Here is a 24,467-nt window from a genome sequence, read left to right on the forward strand (position 1 = left end):
CCCAACATGGAAACCCGTATGAGCATACCCCACTTCAGGCAGCAGACCTCTTTTAACCTGATCGCCCTTTTGGTGGTGATCGGCGTGAATGTTATGGCCAATACTTCCACACTCAACGGCCTTACTACCGGGGAAATTTCGAAACGATACCCCAACCTGTTCACCCCGGCCAACATTACTTTTTCGGTATGGAGCGTAATTTACCTGGGCCTGCTCGCGTTTGCCGGTTACCAGCTGTGGCTGTCGTTTTCCAAAGGCCATGAAGCCGAGCTGAGCGCATTTATCGTGCGCATGAAATACTGGTTCCTGCTCAATTGCCTCGGCAACGCCTGCTGGCTGTTCGCCTGGCATTACAACCTCATCTGGCTGTCGCTGCTGTTTATGTTCCTCATCCTGTTCACCCTCGGCAAGATCAGCGCCAATTTCCGTATAGCCCATCCCGGCGCGCCGCTGCGCGAAAAAATATTCATCCACTTCCCTTTCGGCATCTACCTCGGGTGGATCAGCATCGCCACCATCGCCAATATTTTCGCTTTCCTCGTATCCATCGGGTGGAGCGGCTGGGGCGTAAGCCAGGTGGGCTGGACCATCATCGCCATGATAATAGGCACGGTGGCCGCGTTGTTCATGATCTTCCGGCACAACAATACCTGGTACGGGCTGGCGTGCATCTGGGGCTTTTACGGCATCATCCTCAAGCGCGAAGCCGCGCTCACCCGCGATTCCCCTCCCATTATCGCTGCGGGCACGCTGGTGATCGCCGTGCTGGTGCTGAGCTTGCTCATGCAATTATTGCGCAAACGGCCGCTCATCTGAAATGTTCTCTTTCATCTTTGAGGATGCCTGCTTATTTTTGAGTGAATCTAACAGACAACATTATGTTCCCATCCGTACATCCTGCCACTACCAAAGCGTGGCTACAGCTGCAGACGCATGCCGCTGCCATGGCCCAGACGCAGATGAGAGCCCTTTTCGCCGCCGATCCCGGCCGCTTCAAGTCGTTCTCCCTGCAGTTCGGAAATATCCTATTCGACTATTCCAAAAATATCATCACCGCCGAAACCATGCAGCACCTCCTGGCGCTGGCGGCGGAATGCAGGGTGGGCGATGCCGTGAAGGCCATGTTCGGCGCTGAAAAGATCAACGCCACCGAAGGCCGCGCCGTGCTGCACACCGCGCTGCGCAACGAATCCGGCCGGCCAGTAGTGCTCGACGGCAAAGACGTGATGCCCGATGTGAAAGCCGTGCTCAGCCAGATGGAAAATTTCTGCCGCCGCGTGCACAACGGCGAATGGAAAGGATTTTCGGGTAAACGTATCCGTTATATCGTCAATATCGGCATCGGCGGGTCTGACCTTGGCCCCGTGATGGTCACCGAAGCGCTGAAACCCTACTGGGTGGAAGGCATCCAGCCGTATTTCGTGTCGAATGTAGACGGTACGCACATCGCCGAAACCCTGAAAAAAGTAAAGGCGGACGAAACCCTTTTCCTCATCGCCTCCAAAACCTTTACCACGCAGGAAACCATGACCAACGCGCATACCGCGCGCCAATGGTTCCTGGACAACGGCGGCAGCGAAAAAGATATCGCGCTGCATTTCGCGGCATTGTCTACCAACGAAAAAGCGGTAACCGCCTTTGGCATCGACCCGAAGAACATGTTCGCTTTCTGGGACTGGGTGGGCGGCCGTTACAGCCTGTGGAGCGCCATCGGCCTGTCTATCGCGCTCACCGTCGGGTATGAGCATTTCGCCGCATTGCTGCAGGGCGCGCATCATACAGACGTTCATTTCCGCGACACACCCTTCGAGCGCAATATTCCCGTGATCATGGGGCTGCTCGGCATCTGGTACGGTAATTTCTTCGGCGCGCAGTCTGAGGCGATTCTGCCGTACGACCAATACATGCACCGTTTTGCCGCTTATTTCCAGCAGGGCAATATGGAAAGCAACGGTAAAAGCACGGACCGCAACGGCAAGCCGGTGGACTGGCAAACCGGCCCGGTGGTTTGGGGCGAACCTGGCACCAACGGCCAGCACGCGTTCTACCAGCTGATTCACCAGGGCACCAAAATGATCCCCTGCGATTTTATTGCGCCCGCTATCAGCCATAATCCCATCGGTGACCATCACCCGAAACTGCTGAGTAATTTCTTCGCGCAGACCGAAGCGCTGATGAACGGGAAAACGGCCGAAGAAGTGCGCGCGGAAGGCACGCCGGAAGAGCTGGTGCCGTTCAAGGTATTCAGCGGCAACCGTCCTACCAATTCGTTCCTGCTGCAAAAGATCACGCCGTACAGCCTCGGCGCGCTGATCGCGATGTACGAGCATAAAATTTTCGTGCAGGGCGTGATATGGAACATTTACAGTTTCGATCAGTGGGGCGTGGAACTGGGCAAACAGCTGGCGAACAAGATACTGCCGGAACTGGCGGGCGACGGTGATGTTTCCAGCCATGATTCTTCCACCAACGGCCTTATCAATGCATACAAACACTGGCGGTCTTAGAACGTTCGTGCATATGTTTTACAACAAAGCCCCGGTGCATGCCGGGGCTTTTTGTTCTGTTGCTCGTTTGAAGACATAAAAAAACCTCCGGGAATTCCGGAGGTTAAGTATCTTATCAGTTGACAGGTAGAAAGAAATAAATTACCATTTGTCCACATCCTCGCCGGAGGGAGCCTGTGCTTCAGCTTCAGCTTCGGCCGGCACTTCGGAGCGTTGTGCGTGAACAGGTGCGGCAACTTCCACGCCTTCGCCATCCTGCTCGTCTTCGCGGGATTCGGAATAGTCATGGTTGTAAGCATCAAAGTCGAAATCGGGCATCAATTCTGTTTTAACATAATTGATGGTTTCGGTTAAAGCATTGAGAAACTTGTTGAAGTCTTCTTTGTACAGGAATACTTTATGCCTGTCGTAACCGTTGTCGTTGAAACGTTTTTTACTTTCGGTGATAGTGAGAAAGTAATCGTTGCCCCGAGTAGTTTTTACATCAAAGAAATAAGTTCTTCTTTTGCCCGCTTTCAATCGCTTGGAAAAGATGCTGTCGTTGTTTCTTTCCTGTTGATTGTTGTTTTCGTACGCCACAGTTGATAGATTTAAGTGTTAACGAATCAAATCCTGTTTGAATGATCAATAATCAACAAATATACTATTGTTTTACAAATATCAAAATAATTTTAAATGATTTTGAAAAATCATCTTATATTTCGCGCAAAGCTTGATGGTAGCGGTTTACAACGCAATGACATTTACTCGTTTACGCGCTCTTCCTCCCCCGTTTGCTGACGGGCGTACAACTCGGCATAATACCCATTCCTTGACAATAATTCTTCATGTGTTCCGCTTTCGATCATCCTTCCTTCGTCCAGCACGATGATCTTGTCGAACGTAAAAAGCGAAAAGATGCGGTGCGTGATGATAATGGCTGTTTTATGTTTCAGGTAAGCGTACAGGTTGCCGATGATCTCTTTTTCGGTGCGGGCGTCTACGGCTGAAAGGCAATCGTCGAACACCAAAATGTTCGGGTTGCGGATCAGCCCGCGGGCGATGGAAACGCGCTGTTTCTGGCCGCCGCTGAGGGTTACGCCCCGCTCTCCCACTACCGTGCTGAAACCTTCGGGCAGGTTGAGAATGTCCTTTTCGACGGAAGCCTGCCGCGCGGCCAGGTGAATGGATTCTTCGCTGGCGGTCGGCTCGCCGAAACGGATGTTGTTCGTGATGGTATCGGAAAACAGGAACACGTCCTGCGGCACATAACTGATCTGGTTGCGGAGCACGGAAAGTTTCAGATCGCGGATGTCGTTGCCGTCGATCAGGATCCTGCCTTCCTGCGGGTCGTACATACGGATCAGCAATTGCGCCAGGGTCGATTTCCCCGCGCCGGTACGGCCGATCACCGCTACTTTTTCCCCCGGTTTGATGGTCAGATCGAAATCTTTCAGCGCCTGTATACCTGTATGCGGATAGGTAAACGAAAGATGCTGAAAACGGACCTCCCCTTCCAGCGTCACCGCGCGGGCATCGGGCTTGTCATGAATGTCCGGCTTTTCGTCGAGGAACTCGTTGATGCGCTGCTGCGAAGCCGCCGCCCGCTGTATCATGGAAGCCACCCAGCCGATGGAAAAGAACGGGAAGGTGAGCATGTTCACATACAACACGAACTCCGCCAGGTTGCCCACCGTAATGTTGCCGTCGATCACCTGCACACCGCCAATGAAGATGGTGAGTATCACGCTCAGGCCGATCATCAGCATCATCGCGGGCTGGTACATCGCGTCGGTTTTCGCGAGGCTGATGGAGCTTCTCTTATACGCTTCGCTCGCCTCTTCGAAATGCAGCGCGCTCGGCTCTTCCTGCACGTAAGATTTGATCACGCGGATGCCCGAATAGTTCTCCTGCGCCACGGAAGTAATATTGCTCAATTGCGACTGGATGCGCTCGCTTTTGGTATGGATCACCCGGTTTACGAAATAGATGGTGAGCGCCAGCAAAGGCAGTGGGCTGAGGGTGTACAGCGTAAGCACCGGGTTTACGGACCACATCAGCCAGATGATGATCACCATCATGATCACCGTGCGGGTGGCGTACATCAGCGCAGGGCCAACGTACATGCGCACGCGGGACACGTCTTCCGTGATCCTGCTCATCATATCGCCCGTGCGGTTCATTTTGAAAAAGTTGAGGTCGAGCCGCTGGTATTGCTGGAAGATCTCGTTCTTCAGGTCGTATTCGATATGTCGGCTCATCACGATCAGCGTTTGCCTTTGCAGGAACATAAAGAACCCGCTCAACAGCGCCATGCCGAGGATAGACAGCCCATAAAACGCCAGCGTTCCGGAAAATACCGAACGGAAAGGAGCTTTCAGCGACGAATCGCTGATCATCCCGTAATTTTTCAGGTTCTGCTCCAGCAGGTCGAAGATCTGCCGCACCAGTATGGGCTGGAACACGCTGAAAACGATGGAGATGGAGGTAAAAAGCATTCCCAGCAGGAAATGCCACTTGTATTTGACAAAATATTTGTTGAGCGCCGCGAGATGTTTCATGCTGTCTTTTTCAATGGCCAATGCACCGGAAATGCCGGTTATCGTTTGTTGTTCCCGTTGCAATAAATGCCTTACAAATGTAGCGATTGCCCTGCATTTCAACAGCATTTTCAACGCTGCATGAAAGAATTTCCCTATATTTAATAAAACCCGCTACCCCACCCGAAAACCTGGCCTTATATGTCGACGCCCCCATATGCCCTTCCGTTGCAGCAATCGGAAAGATTACAGATCATCGACAGCCTTCGCGGCATCGCCCTTTGCGGCATTTTGCTGATGAACATCCCTTATTTCGGAATGCCCTGGATGTGGGATTTCGACCTGCGGCTGCGCAACGAATTTTCCGGCCCGAATTATTACACCTGGTGGATCGTGCGCCTCTTTTTCGAAGGCACCATGCGCGGTTTTTTCAGCATGCTTTTCGGCGCCGGCTGCATCCTGCTGCTGGAAAGGCTCGAAAAACGCCCGCCAGGCGATATTTCCCCCGCAGACATCTACTACCGGCGGTTGCTGTGGCTGCTCGTTTTCGGTTTCATCGACGCCAACCTTTTCCTCTGGAACGGAGACGTGCTGCTCGTGTACGCGCTCGGCGGACTGGTGCTCTACCCTTTCCGGCACGCCAAACCGCGCCTTTTGCTGATCGTCGCCATCGCGGCGCTCGCCATCGGCACTTTCAAAGGCACCACGCAGCTGTATGAACAAAAAAACAAACGCGTGAAAGGCGAAGCGGCCCTGGCACTGGAAAAACAAAAAGTAACGCTCACCGAAAAACAGAAAAAAGAAAAAGAAGCCTGGGAAGAATACAAAAAAGAACATACGCCGGCGGAGCTGTCCAAAAAAGCGAAGGAAGAAATAAAAGCCTTCCGTGGCGGCTTCACGTCTGTGCTGAAACATATCTTCCCGCGGAACGCGGAGTTCCAGAAAATGAGCGTGTACGGGTTCTTTTTCTGGGACTTGATGGTATGTTTTTTCCTCGGCATGTACCTCTACCGCACCGGCGTGCTCACGGGCGCAAAACCGCCGTCGTTTTACTGGAAACTCATGCTTGCGGGATACGCCATCGGGTTGCCGCTCAATTACTGGCAGCTTAGCAGCGCGCTGCGGCTGAATTTCGACAACACCCACCTGGCGGATACGATGTACATCAGCTGGTACGAGATCAGGCGGGTGCTGTTGCTGATGGGGCATTTGGGGCTGCTGATGCTGCTGTACAAATACGGCGCGGCCAAATGGTTTTTCAGGATCATGGCCGCCGTGGGGCAAATGGCCTTCACCAACTACCTGATGCAAAGCATCATCTGCGGTTTTATTTTTTACGGCGTGGGCCTGCGCTGGTATGGCGCGTTGGAGCGGTACCAGCTGTACGTTATTACCGCGGGCGTGTGGGTGTTCCAGGTCATTGCGAGCAACATCTGGCTGAAATACTTCCGCTTCGGGCCTTTCGAATGGGTATGGCGAAGCCTCACTTATTGGAGGAAACAACCGTTCAAACGCAATACGCCGGTTATTGAACGATAACTTAGTGACTTCATGTTTTTAAAATACAAAAAGGGAGCAGTATCCCGCTCCCTTTCGTTGTTATGTCATACCAGGCTTATTTCATCCCTTTCAGTACTTCGATGATCTTTTTCTCGGAATCTTCCTTGCTTACGTCTTCCTTCTTGAACTGCTGGCCGGTAATGTTCTCGAACAGCTCGATGTAGCGGTTGGTTACGCTTGCCACGAACTCGTCGGTCATTTCAGGCACCTGCTGCCCTTCTTTACCCTGGAAGCCGTTCTCCATCAGCCATTCGCGTACGAATTCCTTGCTCAGCTGTTTCTGCGCCTCGCCGGCTTTTTGTTTTTCCTCGTAACCTTCCGCGTAGAAAAAACGGGAAGAATCGGGCGTGTGGATCTCATCGATCAGGTAGATGGTATCGCCGATCTTGCCGAATTCGTATTTGGTGTCTACCAGGATCAGGCCGCGTTTGGCAGCCAGTTCGCGGCCGCGCTGGAACAGCGCCAGCGTGTATTTCTCCAGTTGTTCGTAGTCTTTTTTGCTAACAAGACCGCTGGAAATGATCTCTTCGCGGGAGATGTCCTCATCGTGGCCCTCATGCGCCTTGGTGGTGGGCGTAATGATGGGGGAAGCGAAATAATCGTTTTCCTTCAGTCCTTCGGGCAGGGCTACGCCGCACAACTCGCGTTTGCCGCTTTTGTACGTGCGCCATGCATGGCCGGTGAGGTTGCCGCGAACCACCATTTCCACGGGAAAGGTCTCGCACTTCAGGCCCACGGTAGCGTTGGGCAGCGGTACGGATTTCACCCAGTTGGGAACGATGTCTTTGGTTGCGTCCAGCATAATCGCCGCGATCTGGTTCAGCACCTGGCCCTTGTACGGGATCGGGCGCGGCAGCACCACGTCGAACGCGGAGATACGGTCGCTCACAAACATTACCATCCATTTATCCTCAATGGTGTATACGTCCCTTACCTTACCTTTATAAAAGGCTGTCTGGTCAGGAAATTTAAATGTAGACTCTAACATGCCGGTTTTTTTTAATAGATTACCTGTTTCGTGCAGCAAAAATACTTCAGTCAGGTTTAATTTTACAAAGCAAATTTTGAGAATAATGACCGAGCCCGTTTATACGCCCATCAATTGCGATTATTACGACCGCCTGGAAGCCTGGGCCACCATGCATACCGTGTGCCTGCTGCGGTTTTACGACGAAGAAGGCGTTGAGCATGAATTGTCCGCCAGCATAAAAGACCTTTACGTATTAAACAAGGCAGAGTATTTGCTGGCGGATAACGGGCTGGTGATCAGGCTGGACAGGCTTATTGCCGTTAACAACATACCCGTGCCCAAAAGCTGCTGATGTTATGATGATGGAAATATCTCATGAAATAGCCGATGTGATGATCATCCGGCTTTCCGCCGCCACGCTGGCGGGTTTCCTGCTGGGCCTCGAAAGGGAGATCCACCGCAAGGCCGCCGGGGTGCGCACTATTTCGCTGATCTGTCTCAGCTCCGCGCTTTTTACGATGCTCAGCCAGCAGATCGGCCAAGGCGTTTCGGCAGACCGCATCGCTTCCAACATCCTTACCGGCGTGGGTTTCATCGGCGCGGGCGTGATCTTCCGCGGGGGCTTTACGATAGACGGCATCACCACCGCCGCCGTGATCTGGATCTCCGCCGCAATCGGCATGGCCATCGGCACGGGACAGTACATCACCGCCGCGGGCGCCGTGGTCATCACGCTGCTGGTGCTGTGGATGTTTTCTTATGCGGAAGACATGATCGTGAACCGCCGTGAAAGGAAATATTATGCCGTCAAATACCGGCAGCTTAACCTCTCGCAGGAAGCCCTGGAAGCGCTTTTCAGCGGTCACCAGCTGAAATTCACGCGGCTTGCCACCGGCAAACAGACGGACGAAAAGACCGGTGAAGTGATTTATGAAGGGAAATACGAAATAAGCGGGCCGAACAGGCTCATCTCCGAAATGAACGACCACCTGCTGCAACACCCCGATGTGGTACAGTTCGACGTGGAACTGGCCAAATGATCATTTTTTTCTGACCGTCATCAGCACCACGCCCGCGATCACGATCGCGGAGCCGATGAACGCATGCGTGTTCAGCGTCTCCCCCAGGAATATCCAGCCCAGGATAAGCGCCACCACCGGGTTCACATATGCATACGTAGCGGAAAGCCGCGCCGGCGCATTGTTCACCAGCCAGCTGTAAGCCGTATACCCCACCAGCGAGCCGAACACCACCAGGTAAGCAATGGCCGTCCAGGTGCGGGTCGTCATCGCATTAAAAGCCTCCCACTGGTCATGCTCCAGCGCAGCGCTGAGCATAACCGAACAAACCACGCCGGAAAGCATCTGGATGCCCGAAGATGTCAACTGCCTGGGCGTATCGAGCCGCGGCGACAACAGCGATCCGAAGGACCATGCAATGGAGCCCGCCGTGAGCACCAGGATCGGCCACAGCGGATAATTACGCACGACCGTATCCGGGTGAACGAGGTAAAAAGGATCGAAGATGCAGAACAGTCCCACAAAACCCAGTACCAGCCCCCAAAGCGTGAGCGGCTTCGGTTTCTCGCGCGAAAAAAACAGCCAGTCCAGCCCGATGAACCACGCCGGCAAAGCGGCGATGAACAGCGCCACCAGCCCGGAAGGCATGTATTTCAGCGCCAGGGCCACGCTGCTGTTGCCCATGCCGATCAGCAGCACGCCGATCCACGCGGCGTTACGCCATTGCCTGCGGGTGGGCATTTCTTTTTCCACCGCAAAACCGATCGCCAGCATAATGCTGCCGGCAAAAATGAAACGGACGATGGACAGGAAAAATGGCGGCAGCACTTCCGTTACGATCTTCACCCCGAGGTAAGTGGAACCCCAGAGTACGTATACGAGGCACAGGGCCAGTATGAGCTTAGTTTTATTGGAGCCGGATTTCATGATTTCCATACTTCCCCGGCGGAACAGACCGCCGGGGATAATGGGCGCAAACTTACACGTTATTTTACAAATACCTTGATAGTTGCGCTGGTAGTGGGTCTCCGGGGCGCCAGGAAACTATCCACCTGCCGGTAGTGCTGCCTGAGCTCATCCTGGATAACCCAGGGGAAGAAGTTGTTATGCCTGGGCATGTCTTCGTACAGCACCAGGTCGTAATGTTTGTTGCGGATCTTTTCCACGTAATCGTGCAGCTGGCTGTTGAACATTCCCACGCCCAGGTGATGCCAGAGCGGGATATTATGGCCGGTTTCCAGCTGATAACCGATGGCATGGTCCAGCGGGGTGAGCTCGGAAAGGTTCAGCACTTTGGCGTCCTTTCCTTTTTTTGCTTCGGGCAGCGCCATTACACGGTCTATCCCTTCTTTCGTGGAAGCGGGCATATAGATCTTATGAAATTCGGGCAGGGAAGAAAATACCCATTGCGACACGGGCACGTCTGCCGTATCGGTGGTGAACTGGTAATTGGCGCGGCCTACCAGGTTTTCGCCGGTGGGGCCGGTACGGATCGCTTCGGCATTGTTCTCCGCGGGGAACACCCGGTCCACGATGCGGCCGATGTACCGGTAATAGGCGCCGGACCACCAGAACAGCACCAGCACGGCGCTGAGCACAAAAGTTTTCCATTGCTCCGTTTGCAGCCCCAGTATCGGCGCCAGCACGGCGAAAATATACGCAAAGGCGAAGCTGTGGAAAAAGATGTTATTGTCCGGCGGCGTATAACTCGTTACCTGGAACAATGTTGCTTCCACCAAAATGCCGAGCGTGAGCAGCAGGAAAAGCATCTGCTGTTTGTTCCGCCACAGCGTTTTCCAGTCGCGCAGCGCCGGGATGGTCACCAGCAGCACCGCCACGAAATAAAATTTCAGCCACTGCGACTGGTAAAGGAATTCGTTGATGATGTCGTGCAGCGAAAGGCGCGAGCTGTGCGGCGGCTGGCCGTGGTTGAACCAGTAACCGAACCGGTGCGGCACGAACGGCAGGATGAACGCGCAGGCCACCACGATGTAAAAACCAACGAAACCCGCCAGTTCCTGCCAGCGTTTTTCAACGATACTGTGATACGCGAGCAGCGCAAGCGCCAGCAGCAGCGCCAATCCGCCGCCATCCTGCTTGGTGAAAAAACTCAGGAAAGTGAACAGCGCCGCCGCGAATAAAGAAAACCATTTCCACCGGGCGTCCGCGCGCAGCGCGTACAACAGGAACGCCAGGCCCGCCAGCTGGTAGATGATCACGGTATTGTTGTACCAGGGCCAGAAATTAAAAAAGGAATACGAAATAACGAACAGCAGTACGGCCAGCACGTGGATGCCCGGCGCAACATTGAGGTTGCGGAGGATGGCGCGGAACGAAAAACCGCCGATGATGTTCAGCAATACCTGGGCTTTGACGAGCGTGATCAGTTGCGGGCCGAAGATCTTCATGAACAGCGCGGGAACGATCCAGTAGCCGTAACCGAGCGGCAGCCCGAAGTCGCGGTAAGGCATCTGGCCCTCCGAAATGCGGTACGCGCCTTCCCACGAAAGGAAGATATTCACGCGGTAAGGAAATGTGACAAACAATGGAACAAGCGCAAGAACGATGATCACTAAACTCTCCAGGATCAACGCTTTACGTGACGAAAGAGCTGGCAGATTCATATTTGGGATTTTTTATAAATAACAATACTTTAATAATTAAGGGGTTAAAAGTAATGACAAATCCTCAGATTCGTTGTATTTTGCGACGCATTAATGTGTAATCCCCGTGCAATATATCAAATTACTCCGGCCAAAACACTGGGCCAAGAACCTCTTCATGTTTATCCCACTTTTTTTTGCAGGTGAGATATGGGATTTTGAAAAAATACTGGTTGCCGGTCTCGGGTTCATCTGTTTCAGCATGATCGCGAGCAGCATTTACATCATCAATGATTACCGGGATATCGAGGCGGACCGTGCGCACCCTACCAAAAGCAAACGCCCGCTCGCATCGGGCGCCGTGTCTCCGGGAACGGGGCTCGCGATATTTTTCCTGCTCGTGGCCGCAGGTTTTGCCGGCGCGTCGGCGCTCAATCTCAAGTTCGCATTTGTGCTCGGCATTTATTTTGCGCTGAATATGGCTTATTCTTTCGGATTGAAGAACATTTCCATCCTCGACATCTTCATCGTGGCCGCGGGTTTTGTGCTGCGCGTAAAATCGGGCGGCGTGCTTACAGACATTGCCGTGTCTGAATGGCTGATGCTGATGGTATTCCTGCTGGCGCTGTTTATGGCCATCGCCAAACGGCGGGACGACATTGTGCTGAAAACCGCCACCGGCAAGGATATGCGCAAAGCGTCGAAAGGTTATAACATGGATTTCCTGAACGTTTCCCTGGCGCTGGTTTCCGCGGTGATCATCGTGGCGTACATCATGTACACCATGGCGCCCGCTACCATGCAGCGCTTCAATACCTACCGGCTGTATTACACAAGTATTTTTGTAATTGCCGGATTAATGCGATATTTGCAAATAACCTACGTGGACAACGATACAGGTTCTCCCACAAAAATCCTATACAAAGACCGCTTTATTCAAATAACCATTCTCCTGTGGATCCTCAGCTTTTATGTGATCATTTATTTACCGACGAATAAAAGTTTTTTTGAATAATGCGAAAACAATTATCAAACTGGGGCAATTACCCCGCATTGGACTGCGAGGAAGCCGCCTTCTCCGTGGAAGAGCAGCTGCAGCAGTATGTTGACACCCACGAGCACATCATTGCCCGGGGCAACGGCCGTTGTTACGGCGACGCTTCCCTCAGCGAACACAGCATTTCCACCCTCCGTTACGATAAAGTACTTGCGTTTGACGAAGCCGAAGGCGTTTTCGAATGCCAGAGCGGCATCACGCTGGACCAGGTGCTGGACATCACCGTGCCGAAAGGTTGGTTCCTTCCCGTTACCCCCGGCACCAAATTCATTACCATAGGCGGCGCCGTAGCGTCTGACGTGCATGGCAAGAACCATCACGCGGAAGGCAGTTTTTCCAATCATATCATCAGCATGCGGGTGCTTACCGGCAAAGGCCTCCTCACCTGCTCCCCTTCGCAGGAAACCGACCTATTCTGGGCTACCTGCGGCGGCATGGGCCTCACCGGCGTTATTTCCACGGTGAAGTTCAGGCTGAAAAAGATAGAGACCGCCTATATCAAACAGAAACAGATCAAAGCCAAAAACCTGGACGAGATCATCCGCCTGTTCGACGAACATAAACATTACACTTACAGCATGGCCTGGATCGACTGTCTCCAGAAAGGCGACAGCTTCGGCCGCAGCATCCTGATCGTGGGCGAGCACGCAAAACCGTACGAGCTGAACGAAAAACAACGTGCCGCGCCGCTCAAGCTGCCCATGAAAGGCAAACTCACCGTGCCTTTCAACCTGCCGGGTTTTGTGCTGAACAATTTTACCGTAAAAACATTCAACGCGCTGTATTACGCCAAGAACTACAAACGCGTGATCGAGAACGTAGTGCCGTACGAACCTTTCTTTTACCCGCTGGACGCCATCCACCACTGGAACCGCGGCTACGGGAAAGACGGTTTCGTGCAATACCAGTTCGTGCTGCCGCTGGCGCAAAAAGACGGTCTTACCGCCATCCTGCGCCGCATCGGCGAAAAAGGCTGGGGCTCGTTCCTCGCGGTGCTGAAGGTATTCGGTCACCAGGACGATCTCATTTCCTTTCCCATGGAAGGTTACACCCTCGCGCTGGACTTCCCCGTGCGCAAAGGCCTGTTCGCTTTTCTTGACGAGCTGGACGCACTGGTGCTGGAATACGGCGGACGGCTGTACCTGAGCAAAGACGCGCGGATGCAGCAGGAAGTGTTCTGGAACAGCTATCCCAACGCGCGTAAATTCGAGAGCATCGTGCAGGCTTACAATCCCGGCGGAAAGTTCCGTTCCGTGCAAAGCGACCGCCTGCATTTTGATTACGGCTCCAATTCTTAACACAGACAACTACGTAATTCCTTATATGCCTACCGTATTGATCTTAGGCGCAGGTTCAGACATGGCCGTTGCCATCGCCCGAAAATATGCCTCCGCCGGTTATTCCATTCAACTGGCCGCCCGCAATCCCGCGCAGCTGCACGCCCTGGAGCGGGACCTGAAGATCCGCCACCAGGTTACCGCTACGTCCCACGCGTTCGATGCGCTGCACTTCGATTCGCATCCTTCGTTTTACCAATCGCTGCCCGTGCAGCCGGACGTTGTGATCTCCGTGTTCGGCTACCTCGGCGACCAGGAAAAAGGGCAGTCAGACTGGCAGGAAGCCTCCCGCATTCTTCACACCAACTATACCGGCGCCGTGTCTATCCTGAACGTGGCGGCCGAAGCCATGGCGGCACGCAACAGCGGCACCATCATCGGCATCAGCTCCGTGGCCGGCGACCGCGGCAGGATGAGCAATTACCTGTATGGCAGCGCCAAAGCGGGTTTCACGGCTTATCTCTCCGGTTTGCGCAACCGCCTGTTCCATGCCGGCGTACACGTAATGACCGTGCAGCCCGGGTTTGTGGACACGCAAATGACCCAGCACCTTACGCTTCCGCCTTTGCTAACAGCTAAACCGGCGGAAGTGGCCAACGATATTTTCAAAGCCGCCGGCAAAAAGAAGAACGTGCTGTACACGAAATGGTTCTGGCGATATATCATGCTCATCATCACCAGCGTTCCCGAGTTTATGTTTAAAAAGCTGAAGCTTTGAAGAACGTTATCGCCTTTTTTGATTTCGACGGCACGATTACCCGTAAAGACACCCTTTTTGAGATCATCCGGTTTCAGAAAGGAGCCGTTGTTTTTTACGCGGGGATGGCGCTGCTCTCTCCCCTGCTGGTGATGTTCAAATTGAAGCTGATCGCCAACCAGAAAATGAAAGAGATCGTGCTGAAATTTTTCTTCAACAATACCCCGCTGGAAAAATTCCAGCAGCAATGCAACGAATTCTGCAGCAAACGTCTTCCAGCGCTGCTGCGCCCCAAAGCGCTCAATGCCATCGCCTGGCACCAGGCCGAAGGCCATAAAGTGTACATCGTTACCGCTTCCGCGGAAAACTGGGTGGCGCCTTGGAGCGAAACGCTGGGCATCCCGGTTCTCGGCTCGCGGCTGGAAGTGAAGAACGGCCACGTGACGGGCCTGCTCACCGGGCTCAACTGCAACGGCAACGAAAAGGTCTGCCGCATCCGCGAAGCCGTGCATCTCACCACTTTCCAGACGATCTATGCCTACGGAGACAGCAGCGGCGACCGCGAAATGCTGGCCCTCGCGCAACACCGCGGATTTCGTGCATTTGAATAAAAATTTGATTATTTTCAGGCATTGTTACCTCCCAAAAAAACTGCAATGCCTGTACGAAAAAACCTTACGCCTGAAGACTTCACGCGCCATCCCCGCGTAATTGCGGTACTGGAACAGCTCGCTGATAAAACAGACCGTCCGGGCGGGCCGCGTTTTAATTTCAAAGACCTCATCGTTTCCGATACTTTCGACGCGGAAGGCCGTCAATATGTAAACCTGGTACAGGAAGGCGGCGGCGTGCTGGGTGTGGCGCTGGTGGGATATACCTACATCCTCGAAAAAACCGGCATCCGGTTCATGCGCCTGGCCGGAACGAGCGCGGGCGCCATCAATACCATGCTGATGTCTGTGGTGAAGGAAGACAAAAAGAACAACCTTACCAGTTCCGAGCGCATTCTTCAATATCTCTGCAACAAACCGTTCTTTGATTTTGTAGACGGGCATCCTTTCGCAAAAAAACTGATCAAAACGATCATCAAAACGGAGAATTTCGGCGCGCGGCTGCGCAAGGCCGCAAAAGGGATCGGCATTACGTTGGGAGCCTTGCTGCTGCTGGATATCGTGGCAACGGGACTGCGCACCAAATACCCCGTTTTTCACGGTATCGCCATCACTTCTTACATCCTGACCGGCATTATGCTGATGGCGTTCGGGCTGGCAAGCGGCTACGGCGCTTACCTGTTCCAGCGGCTGAAAAACAGGGGCTTCGGCATCAATCCGGGAAAAAATTTCACGGACTGGGTGGCTATGATCCTGGAAGAGAACGGCGTAAAAACCATCGGCGACCTCGAGCGCGTTTCAGGCCAGGCGCCCGCCGGGCTGCACGTTCAAAGCACTTTCATCGATAAAAATTACCGGGACAATCCGACCAAGGGCCTCGTGCCGGACATTACGCTCATCACTTCCGACATCATCACGCAGAATAAAATAGAGTTCCCGCGCATGTGGGACCTGTTCAGGGTTACCAAAGATTCGCTTCACCCGGCAGAGTTCGTCCGCGCCTCCATGAGCATTCCTATTTTTTTCGAATCGCATATCATCCGCGACATCCCGCGCGAGCACCCGGACATCAAGGCCAGCTGGGCGAAACACCTGCTGATGGAGCCGAAAGACATTCCCAGTTCCGTGCGTTTCGTGGATGGCGGCGTATTATCCAATTTCCCCATCAACATCCTTTACAACCCGGAGATCATCGTGCCGCGCCTGCCCACGTTCGGCATCGAGCTGGACGACGCCACGGAGGAAGACGTTTCACAGAACCGGGCAGACCAGCTGGGGCTGGGCAGTTATCTTGGCAAACTGTTCAACACCATCCGTTATTATTACGACAAGGATTTTTTGCTGAAGAACAAACTGTTCCGCAAAGGCATTGGCGTAATAAAAGTTGCGGATTTCAACTGGCTCGATTTTAATATTTCGGAAGACAAACAAAAAGAGCTTTTTATCCGCGGCGCGGAGGCTGCCCGCGACTTCCTGCTGCAATTCAAATGGGAAGAATATAAACAGGCGCGCATCATCGTTCACGAAGCAGTGAATACTTCAGACAAAGACGCGAGGGAACGACTTAACAAACGGGCAAGAAACATCTGACCATGCTTTATCTACTCATCACATACACGGTTCTGCTGACCGGCGCCATCTGGATGACGCGCATCGCGAGGCGTTTCTTTTTCCGCGATAAAGACGGGCTGCGCCGCGTGTTCAACATCCTCGACCTGCAATTCCCTGTTTCTGACGACGAACTGACCACCATGATCGCGAACATGCTGCCCGGCGTGCGGAAGGCCGTGCGGCTGCATCTTTGGGTCGATTTCCTGTTCATGGCCGGGTTTTACCCGACCATTGCGCTGCTTTGTTTTATGCTCGGCGATAAAACCGGGAACGGCGTGTATTTTTTCTGGCTGATGGGCGCTTTGCAGGGCGTGGCCTGGCTTTGCGACATATTTGAGAATCTCTGGCTATTGCGGAAGATTCGGAAACCAGGGCCAGACAGACAGTTCAGGACATATAGTTTTTTTGTGTATACCAAGTTTATCCTAGCCTATGCCGGCGCCGGCGTGACGTTGCCGGTAGCATTTTACTTCTGGATGACGGGAGACTTCGAACAGGCCACCGTGCCGTACGCCATGGCCCTCCTGGCGGAGACCGCGTTGGCGGTGTGGCTGCTGGGAAAAGTAAAATGATACAATATTTTCCCGCGTCATTCGTCTACTCCATCAGTAATGCATTAATTTCAACTTATGGAGAAAGAGCAGAAGCGCGCCAAAATCACCTTTGAAGGGATACGCAGGGCTTTAAGATTATATGAATACGCCAAACCTTACCGCTGGCAGTTCGCCATCGGCCTCGTCATGTTATTATTATCCAGCAGCGCCAGCCTGGCCTTTCCCAAGCTGCTGGGCGACCTGATCAATCTCGGCAACAAAGGCCGGCTGCTCGCGGAAATAGACCGGATGGGGCTGATGCTGGCCGCCGTGCTGATATTACAATCGCTTTTTTCGTACCTGCGCGTCAGGATATTTGTGAGCGTGACGGAAAAAACGCTGGCATCGTTGCGCCAGGCAACCTATAGTCATCTCGTGCGCCTGCCCATGAAATTTTTCGCGGAGCGGCGCGTGGGCGAGCTGAACAGCCGCATTTCGTCGGACATCAGCCAGCTGCAGGACCTGTTCACCACTACCCTGGCGGAGTTTCTGCGGCAGGTGATCGTGATCGTGGGCGGCATTGTGCTGTTGTGGATCACGTCGTGGAGACTGACCTTGTTCATGCTTGCCATAGTACCCGCTATTTGCGTGCTGGCGGTGGTTTTCGGGAAATTCATCCGCAAATACAGCAAACAGGTGCAGGGGCAGATCGCGGATTCCAACACCATCGTGGAAGAAACGCTGCAAGGCATTTTCAATGTAAAAGCCTTTGCCAACGAGCGCTTCGAGATAGGCCGCTATAAAACGAAGACCAACGAGGCCGCCAAAACCGGCGTAAAAGCGGGCAGTTACCAGGCCGCGTTCGTTTCGTTCCTGATCCTCGGTCTTTTCGGCGCCATGGTAGCGGTGATCTGGCGGGGGGTGATGCTGATGGAGACGAATCCCAATGAATTCCCCATAGGTTCTTTGTTTTCCTTCATTTTGTACACGGGCTTCATCGGCGGCTCCATCAGCGGGCTGGCCGAGATCTACACCCGCATCCAGCGCGCGCTCGGCGCTTCCGAAAACCTGCTGGAGATCCACGACGAGCCGGTGGAAGACATCCGCCTGGTGCCTTCAAACCTGGTACCGGCATCGATTTCCGGCGAGATCAGTTTCAGGGGCGTGAGTTTTCATTATCCTTCGCGCAAAGATATTCCCGTGCTGAAAAACGTGAGCTTCGACGTTCAGCCCGGCTGGCAGGTGGCGCTGGTGGGCCCCAGCGGCGCTGGCAAATCCACCATCGTCAGTCTTCTGCTGCGTTTTTACGACCCCGTTTCCGGCACGGTCACTTTCGACGGGCAGGATGCGCAGTCTTTCCCCCTCACCGACCTCCGCGCCCAGATGGCGGTGGTACCGCAGGACGTGTTCCTTTTCGGCGGCACCATCCGCGAAAATATCGCCTACGGCGACCCATCCGCTTCCGAAGAAGCGATCGCAGCGGCTGCGCGGCAGGCCAATGCATGGGAGTTTATCAACTCCTTCCCTGAAGGGCTGAACACGATCGTGGGCGAAAGAGGCGTGCAGCTGTCCGGCGGGCAGCGCCAGCGCATCGCCATTGCGCGCGCCGTACTGCGCAACCCGCGCATATTGATACTGGACGAAGCAACATCCGCCCTCGATTCCGAATCGGAACGGCTGGTACAGGATGCGCTGGATAAACTGATGCTGGGGAGAACGTCCATCGTGATCGCGCACCGCCTCAGCACCGTGCGCCGGGCCGACCTGATACTGGTGATGGACAAAGGAAGCATCGTGGAAGAAGGCACGCATGAAGAACTGATGGAGCGCGCGGAAGGGTTGTATAAAGGGTTGAGCGAGTTGCAGTTTACGGTGTAGTAGCGGAACTCAGAAACAATCATAGACGCCATCCCCAATATTTCCCCCTCCCAAAACGTTATTAAAAGCCGCGAACCGCTTTTCAACGGGCATTCGCGGCTTAACTTTTTCATAAAGCCACCGGATACATTGAAATTCAACTATGTAGAAAAACCTGCTTCTTCCCCAACGGAAATGTGGATTTCTTCCCGTTGACCCGGGCGGCGAAAATCGGTACTTTTGAGGGGTTTACCCGAATCACTGTTCAGTATAAACGAATAATTTGACGACGATCTCTTTCCGGCAGTTCCTGCAAACCGCCTTCCAGCACGGAGCCTATTCAACAGACGATGTAATTGCGGCCGTGCTGCCGCTTTTCCGCACCGTGCAATCCCTGCACGACGCCGCGCTCGTGGCCCCGTTTGACGATGAAAACGCCCTGCAAGCCCAAACCCGCATCATCACCATCGATACCGCGGCCGCACATCCCGGACTGGATGCCATCGCCCGAATTGAAGCCCTCTTCAACAGTCATAACCCGCATTTTGAAGTGGTAGACAAGGTAAAATTGCTGGCGGACCAGCCGGAAGCCATCAACCTCCGCATCCACCGAGATATTACACAGCAGCCGAATCATGCCGCTTATGTGCCCGGGTACCGCAGCTACGAAATGCTGCTCGGTCACCACGACGAACAGACCGATATTTTCTGCCTCGGCCTTGTGCTCGCCAGCATCGCGCTCGGCATCAACCTGTACGAACCCGAAGGTCTCGACCAACTGGTGGCCCAACGGCAACACCCGCTCCGCTTCAAACAGCTGCACCCTGCCATCGGCACGCTGATCACGGAAATGACCGAGCTGGACCGTTCACACCGCACGCGCGACCTCCAGGAAGCCATTCACCGCCTCGAACATTACCGCGACTTCGACCCCGAAAAACAGCTCGATCTCGCCCAGGTGGCCGGATGGGTAACGCACGACCGGTCGGAAAGACAACATTTTATTCTCAACAAACTCCGCAACCGCCTGTTCGACGTAAGCCGCCGCAATCGCCTGTTGTATTACAAACCCAACACGCGTTTCGCAAACCTTACCATCAGCAGCGTGCCCATGGTGCTGCATCACCAAAGCATCCGGCCGGAACTGCTCTTCACCTGGAACCCGGACCTGGCGGAGAAGATCACGGGCATGAAAGACCTGCCGCTGAATAAATACCTCCGTTTCGAAGACCACCCGTACCTCCCGGCCGTGCTAAACAAGATCAGGCTGGAAGCGCGGAAAGACATACAGGAATACGGTTTCAGCCAGCTCAAGCTCGTTATCGCCTTCCTGAAATGGTACAATCTGCCGGAAGACCCGGAAGAAACCATTTTCAGTCCGCTGCTGCTGATTCCCGTTGAGCTTAAAAAGAAAAAACAGGTCGGCGGCGACCAGTACGTGCTGAGCATTACGGACAACAATGCCGAGGTGAACCCCGTACTGGCCAACCAGCTCCGCGAACTGTACGGCATCGAGCTGCCGGATATGGTGGACCTGGAAGACATGAGCATGGAGCAGTTCGTGCAGCTGCTGCAAATGCAGGTGGAAGGCGCCAACCGCGGCATCGTATTGCAGCATATGCAAAAACCGCGCATCAAACTGATTTATAAAGAAGCAAAAGACACCGTTCAGCAATACCAGAAAAAACAACCGGAAACCACGCCCGTGGAGGCGCAGCTGCCACCGGTTTCGGAAGATGTAACGGAAAAAACGATTCCCGCTGAAAACACTTCCACGGCCGAAGACCATGAGCTGTTCCAGCTGGCCGAAGGCGAACATAATCCTTACCGCTGGGAGTTCGACAGCTGCCACGTTGTGCTGGGCAATTTTAATTATAAAAAAATGAGCCTGGTGCGGGATTACAACTCCGCGCTGGACCAGCCGCAGCAGCACGGCGTATTCGACCAGCTGTTCAGCGCGCAGCCGAGGCCGGTGGCAGACGAAACGCCCGCTCCTGCCCTTCCGGAAGAATGGTATCACGTGATACAGGCCGACCCGACGCAGGCCCGCGCCATTTTGCTGGCGCGCAACGGCGAAAGTTACATCATCCAGGGCCCTCCCGGCACCGGCAAAAGCCAGACCATCACGAACCTCATCGCAGACTTCGTGGCGCGCGGCAAACAGGTGCTGTTCGTTTGCGAAAAACGCGCCGCGCTCGACGTGGTGTATCACCGTCTCAAACAGCAGGGGCTGGACGAATTATGCTCGTACATCCACGATAGCCAGGCAGACAAACGCTCCTTTATCCGCGACCTGAAACAGACCTACGAAACCGGTCTACGCCCGGGCGCCGACCAACATACCATCCACGTAAAAAGAAACGCGCTGCTGCATACGCTCCGCACGCAGCTGGAACGTTTGCAGGAGTTTCACGACACGCACGCACGCGAAGAAGAACAGGCCGGCATTGCCGTTCGCGCGCTGATAGAAAGATTGCTGGCGTTGAAAGACCTCGTGAAACCGCTCAGTTCCGAAGACGAAGAAACTCTTCCCCATTACAAACAATGGCTGCAATCCGGCGCCATGGTGGAACAGCTGGGCGAAGCACTGGAAGAAAGCGGCGCGGAGCCGGTGTTCGCCATGCACCCGCTCAGCCGTGTGAACGAAAAAATATTCGCATCCGAGCAGCCCATTTCGCAGCTCCGGCAACATACCGAACAAAGTCTCGCGATGCTGGAAAAAACCACCGGCTTCGCGGAAACGCTCGATGAGCTGAAGCAGCTCGTACTGCAATCCACCCTCCTGCTGCCGCTGGCACAAAGTAACAATCTCCAGTTGGTAGACGGCCGCAATCCCGAAGCGATCGCTTTCGAAAAAGAGCTGGCACAGCTGCGCGTACTGCAACAGGAAGCAGACCGCACCATCATGCAGAACAGCGGCTGGGTGAAAAAATTCAGCGAACAGGACACGGCGCAGGCCATTGGTATCGCAGCGCGTTACGAGCTTTCTTTCTGGCGTTTTTTATCCGGCGCATGGCGCGGGCTGAAAAAAAAGATGCAGGTGAGCTACGACTTTTCAGCGCACGCCGTACCGCCTGCTTTCAGCGTGGTGTTGCAGCAACTGCAGGAAGAATATAACGCTGCCCGGAACCTGCTGCAGGCACGCAAAGCCGTGCAGCAGCAATACCGTATCGACAACATCGAGCTTACCTGGCTGTCTATCGAACGGCTGCGGCTGAAATTGCATGAGCCCACGCTGCAAGACCTTTTGCAACACCCGCAGGCGCAGCAGCTCGTGATACAGCTCGCCGGCCTGCAGGAAACCCTTCATCAACTCGATCTTCAACTGCAACAAACCTTACAGGACGCGCCGCCGCAACATTTCCGCGAACTGCGCGACCTGCTCGAAAGCATCCAGCTGAACGCGCCCGCATTGGAAGAGCTGCTGCCCGCGCTCGGCAATTACCTGGACATGCCCGGCCTGCTCAAACAGGCGCTGCGCGCGCTTCCCTTTACACCGCCTGAAATGGAAGCGGGCATGGCGCATAAAACATTGCGCCGGTTCTACCAGTTCAACAAACCATTCGCCAATACCGGCAGCCAGGCCGTGGAACAGATCGTTGAAAATGTGCGCCATTGTTACCACGAACTGCTGAAACTCAATGCCGCGTTCATTCTCGCCAATATCGGCGAACGTTTCCGCGGACACGTAAAACTGAGCAACCGCGCCATTTCGCAGGTGGAAGAAGACCAGCAGGAATTTGCGAAACAATACGCGGAAGGCCGCAAGATCCTGGAGAACGAATTTTCCAAAACCATGCGCCACAAAAGCATCCGCGAGCTTTGTTCCCGCGGAAGCGGCCTTGTGCTGCGCGATCTGAAACCGGTATGGCTCATGAGCCCGCTCAGCGTCAGCGATTCCTTCCCCATCGACCAGCCTTTTTTTGACGCCGTTATTTTCGACGAGGCCAGCCAGATCACCCTCGAAGAAGGCGTGCCCGCGCTATACCGCGCGCCGCAAACCATTATCGTGGGAGACGACCGCCAGATGCCGCCTACCGACTTCTTCTCCGCCAGGTCCGGCGACCCGGACGACCTGGAGCGCAACGACGAGGAAGACGAAATTCTCAGCGCCGACGCGGACAGCCTGCTCACCCAGGGCGCGCGCAAAATGAACAGCGTGATGCTGGGCTGGCACTACCGCAGTCATTTCGAAACGCTGATCAGCTACAGCAACCACGCTTTTTACGGCGCGAACCTGCTCACGGTGCCCGACAGGAGCATTCATACCGCGGAGAAAAACGCCATCAGCGTACAACAACCTTCCGACGCGCTGTTCAACGTCAATGCCCTGTTCGACCGCAGCATCAGTTATCACCACATTCCCAACGGCACTTACGCCAAACGCGGCAACACCGCCGAAGCGGCGTACATCGCGCACCTGGTGCGGGAGCTGCTGTACCGAAATACGAAAGAAAGCATCGGCATCGTGGCGTTCAGCCAGGAACAGCAGCATTGCATAGAAACTGCGCTGGAAGCGCTTTGCACCAACGACAAACGTTTCGACGAACTGCTGGAAGACGCCACCGAACGCACCGACGATGGCCAGTTCACCGGGCTGTTCGTCAAAAACCTGGAGAATGTGCAGGGAGACGAGCGCGACATCATCATCATGAGCGTCTGTTACGCGCCCGACCACCGCGGGAAAATGAGCATGCATTTCGGTCCTATCAACAAAAAAGGCGGCGAAAAACGCCTGAACGTAATTTTCAGCCGCGCGCGCCAGCACATGGCCATCGTGAGCAGCATCCGCTTTCACCAGATCACGAACGTATATAACGCCGGCGCCAATTACCTGCGCAGGTTCCTGCAATACGCCGAGAACGTGAGCACCGGCAATATGTCCGCCGCGCGCGGCATACTCGACGCGCTGGCCACCGGCAAACCATCGCAGCGTTACCGTTCAGGCGATACCGTTATATTGAAAGAAATCAGGGAACAGCTCGAACAACAGGGCCTGGAAGTATCCGAACAGATCGGCCAGAGCGGTTTCCGCTGTTCGCTTGCAGTGAAGGCCGATCCTAAGGACAAAGCGTATGCGCTGGGAATACAAGTGGACGACGAGGCATGGTACCAGCATGAAAACGTGCTGGAGCAATATTACCAGCGCCCGGCAGTGCTCGAAAGTTTCGGCTGGCAGGTGCTGACCGTGTATGCGAAAGACTGGCTGCAGCAGCCGCAGAAAGTGATCGAAGAGATCCTGCGGCGCCTGGGCAAACCGCAGCAGGCCGCGCCGCTCAATTCGCTGATCGCGCAGGATGCGGTGCCGGCGGGCACTACGCGATTGCTCCAGGGAGAAGGCAAAAACGAAAAATTTTGGGAAGCGGCCGTAAGCGGTTCCAAATTATTCATCCGGCAGGGCAAAAGCGGCACCAAAGGCCAGATACAGGTAAAAACCTGCATCGATGCGGAAGACGCGGAAAAAGAAAAGGAAAAGATGATCGAAGAAAAAAAGAACGGCGGCTGGAAATTGCCAGGCGAAGCGGATGCTACGGGGCAACCGGAGCTGTTCTGAGAAAGATCGTTCGCGGTTCTTCCCTGTTTCGT

General features: G+C 54.3%; 18 protein-coding genes. 13 read left to right on the forward strand and 5 right to left on the reverse strand.

The features are described 5' to 3' along the window. Positions 1 to 6: 6 nt before the first annotated feature. A complete protein-coding gene (locus J7I43_RS19380) occupies positions 7 to 816 on the forward strand; it encodes a tryptophan-rich sensory protein (protein WP_209147513.1) in 810 nt (269 codons plus the stop codon). Between the two features lie 62 nt (positions 817 to 878). After that, positions 879 to 2,507, forward strand: a complete 1,629-nt coding sequence (gene pgi, locus J7I43_RS19385; protein WP_209147514.1) for a glucose-6-phosphate isomerase — start codon at positions 879 to 881, stop codon at positions 2,505 to 2,507. A 141-nt stretch (positions 2,508 to 2,648) separates the two neighbouring features. Here pgi and J7I43_RS19390 read toward each other — a convergent pair whose 3' ends face one another. Continuing rightward, entirely contained in the window at positions 2,649 to 3,086 is a 438-nt protein-coding gene (locus tag J7I43_RS19390; RefSeq protein WP_209147515.1) for a DUF3276 family protein, read from the reverse strand. A 164-nt stretch (positions 3,087 to 3,250) separates the two neighbouring features. Beyond that, complete coding sequence (locus J7I43_RS19395) at positions 3,251 to 5,047, reverse strand: ABC transporter ATP-binding protein (protein WP_209147516.1); 1,797 nt, start codon at positions 5,045 to 5,047, stop codon at positions 3,251 to 3,253. 180 nt (positions 5,048 to 5,227) lie between these two features. On the opposite strand from J7I43_RS19395, the gene J7I43_RS19400 reads away from it, so the two are divergent. Then, complete coding sequence (locus tag J7I43_RS19400; protein ID WP_209147517.1) at positions 5,228 to 6,565, forward strand: DUF418 domain-containing protein; 1,338 nt, start codon at positions 5,228 to 5,230, stop codon at positions 6,563 to 6,565. Between the two features lie 76 nt (positions 6,566 to 6,641). Here the strand turns inward: J7I43_RS19400 and J7I43_RS19405 are convergent, their stop codons facing one another. After that, entirely contained in the window at positions 6,642 to 7,574 is a 933-nt protein-coding gene (locus tag J7I43_RS19405; protein ID WP_209147518.1) for a phosphoribosylaminoimidazolesuccinocarboxamide synthase, read from the reverse strand. An 85-nt stretch (positions 7,575 to 7,659) separates the two neighbouring features. On the opposite strand from J7I43_RS19405, the gene J7I43_RS19410 reads away from it, so the two are divergent. Both J7I43_RS19410 and J7I43_RS19415 read left to right on the forward strand, forming a co-directional pair. Further along, on the forward strand, positions 7,660 to 7,908 hold the full coding sequence (locus tag J7I43_RS19410; protein WP_209147519.1) for a hypothetical protein: 249 nt from the start codon (positions 7,660 to 7,662) through the stop codon (positions 7,906 to 7,908). Between the two features lie 4 nt (positions 7,909 to 7,912). Beyond that, the gene (locus tag J7I43_RS19415) at positions 7,913 to 8,596 is read left to right on the forward strand and encodes an MgtC/SapB family protein (protein WP_209147520.1); all 684 of its coding nucleotides are present in this window, start codon (positions 7,913 to 7,915) and stop codon (positions 8,594 to 8,596) included. Here the strand turns inward: J7I43_RS19415 and J7I43_RS19420 are convergent, their stop codons facing one another. After that, complete coding sequence (locus J7I43_RS19420) at positions 8,597 to 9,502, reverse strand: EamA family transporter (protein WP_209147521.1); 906 nt, start codon at positions 9,500 to 9,502, stop codon at positions 8,597 to 8,599. A 59-nt stretch (positions 9,503 to 9,561) separates the two neighbouring features. Beyond that, the gene (locus J7I43_RS19425) at positions 9,562 to 11,199 is read right to left on the reverse strand and encodes a hypothetical protein (RefSeq protein WP_209147522.1); all 1,638 of its coding nucleotides are present in this window, start codon (positions 11,197 to 11,199) and stop codon (positions 9,562 to 9,564) included. Between the two features lie 106 nt (positions 11,200 to 11,305). Between J7I43_RS19425 and J7I43_RS19430 the strand changes: the two genes are divergently transcribed. The 8 genes from J7I43_RS19430 to J7I43_RS19465 all read left to right on the forward strand — a co-directional run bounded on the left by J7I43_RS19430 (position 11,306) and on the right by J7I43_RS19465 (position 24,435). Then, a complete protein-coding gene (locus J7I43_RS19430; protein ID WP_209147523.1) occupies positions 11,306 to 12,193 on the forward strand; it encodes a decaprenyl-phosphate phosphoribosyltransferase in 888 nt (295 codons plus the stop codon). Next, positions 12,193 to 13,533 (forward strand): FAD-binding oxidoreductase, encoded by a 1,341-nt coding sequence (locus J7I43_RS19435; protein ID WP_209147524.1) that lies wholly within the window; start codon positions 12,193 to 12,195, stop codon positions 13,531 to 13,533. The genes J7I43_RS19430 and J7I43_RS19435 overlap by 1 nt, the downstream gene beginning before the upstream one ends. Before the next feature lie 25 nt (positions 13,534 to 13,558). Then, a complete protein-coding gene (locus J7I43_RS19440; RefSeq protein ID WP_209147525.1) occupies positions 13,559 to 14,290 on the forward strand; it encodes an SDR family oxidoreductase in 732 nt (243 codons plus the stop codon). Beyond that, positions 14,287 to 14,880 (forward strand): HAD family hydrolase, encoded by a 594-nt coding sequence (locus J7I43_RS19445; RefSeq protein WP_209147526.1) that lies wholly within the window; start codon positions 14,287 to 14,289, stop codon positions 14,878 to 14,880. Before J7I43_RS19440 ends, J7I43_RS19445 begins: the two co-directional genes overlap by 4 nt. 45 nt (positions 14,881 to 14,925) lie before the next feature. Continuing rightward, entirely contained in the window at positions 14,926 to 16,470 is a 1,545-nt protein-coding gene (locus J7I43_RS19450) for a patatin-like phospholipase family protein (protein ID WP_209147527.1), read from the forward strand. 2 nt (positions 16,471 to 16,472) lie between these two features. After that, the gene (locus J7I43_RS19455; RefSeq protein WP_209147528.1) at positions 16,473 to 17,063 is read left to right on the forward strand and encodes a hypothetical protein; all 591 of its coding nucleotides are present in this window, start codon (positions 16,473 to 16,475) and stop codon (positions 17,061 to 17,063) included. Positions 17,064 to 17,120: 57 nt separating this feature from the next. After that, positions 17,121 to 18,902: an ABC transporter ATP-binding protein gene (locus J7I43_RS19460; RefSeq protein ID WP_209147529.1), complete on the forward strand. Its 1,782-nt coding sequence runs from the start codon at positions 17,121 to 17,123 to the stop codon at positions 18,900 to 18,902. A 262-nt stretch (positions 18,903 to 19,164) separates the two neighbouring features. After that, the gene (locus J7I43_RS19465; protein ID WP_209147530.1) at positions 19,165 to 24,435 is read left to right on the forward strand and encodes an AAA domain-containing protein; all 5,271 of its coding nucleotides are present in this window, start codon (positions 19,165 to 19,167) and stop codon (positions 24,433 to 24,435) included. Positions 24,436 to 24,467 lie beyond the last annotated feature (32 nt).

Source organism: Chitinophaga chungangae (assembly GCF_017742215.1).
Taxonomy (GTDB): Bacteria; Bacteroidota; Bacteroidia; order Chitinophagales; family Chitinophagaceae; genus Chitinophaga; species Chitinophaga chungangae.

Coding starts and splice junctions, on each gene's coding strand:
- J7I43_RS19405 (WP_209147518.1), bottom strand. CDS start 7,574: ATGTTAGAGTCTACATTTAAATTTCCTGACCAGACAGCCTTTTATAAA.
- J7I43_RS19410 (WP_209147519.1), top strand. CDS start 7,660: ATGACCGAGCCCGTTTATACGCCCATCAATTGCGATTATTACGACCGC.
- J7I43_RS19420 (WP_209147521.1), bottom strand. CDS start 9,502: ATGAAATCCGGCTCCAATAAAACTAAGCTCATACTGGCCCTGTGCCTC.
- J7I43_RS19460 (WP_209147529.1), top strand. CDS start 17,121: ATGGAGAAAGAGCAGAAGCGCGCCAAAATCACCTTTGAAGGGATACGC.
- J7I43_RS19455 (WP_209147528.1), top strand. CDS start 16,473: ATGCTTTATCTACTCATCACATACACGGTTCTGCTGACCGGCGCCATC.
- J7I43_RS19395 (WP_209147516.1), bottom strand. CDS start 5,047: ATGAAACATCTCGCGGCGCTCAACAAATATTTTGTCAAATACAAGTGG.
- J7I43_RS19440 (WP_209147525.1), top strand. CDS start 13,559: ATGCCTACCGTATTGATCTTAGGCGCAGGTTCAGACATGGCCGTTGCC.
- J7I43_RS19415 (WP_209147520.1), top strand. CDS start 7,913: ATGATGATGGAAATATCTCATGAAATAGCCGATGTGATGATCATCCGG.
- J7I43_RS19450 (WP_209147527.1), top strand. CDS start 14,926: ATGCCTGTACGAAAAAACCTTACGCCTGAAGACTTCACGCGCCATCCC.
- J7I43_RS19425 (WP_209147522.1), bottom strand. CDS start 11,199: ATGAATCTGCCAGCTCTTTCGTCACGTAAAGCGTTGATCCTGGAGAGT.
- J7I43_RS19435 (WP_209147524.1), top strand. CDS start 12,193: ATGCGAAAACAATTATCAAACTGGGGCAATTACCCCGCATTGGACTGC.
- J7I43_RS19400 (WP_209147517.1), top strand. CDS start 5,228: ATGTCGACGCCCCCATATGCCCTTCCGTTGCAGCAATCGGAAAGATTA.
- pgi (WP_209147514.1), top strand. CDS start 879: ATGTTCCCATCCGTACATCCTGCCACTACCAAAGCGTGGCTACAGCTG.
- J7I43_RS19380 (WP_209147513.1), top strand. CDS start 7: ATGGAAACCCGTATGAGCATACCCCACTTCAGGCAGCAGACCTCTTTT.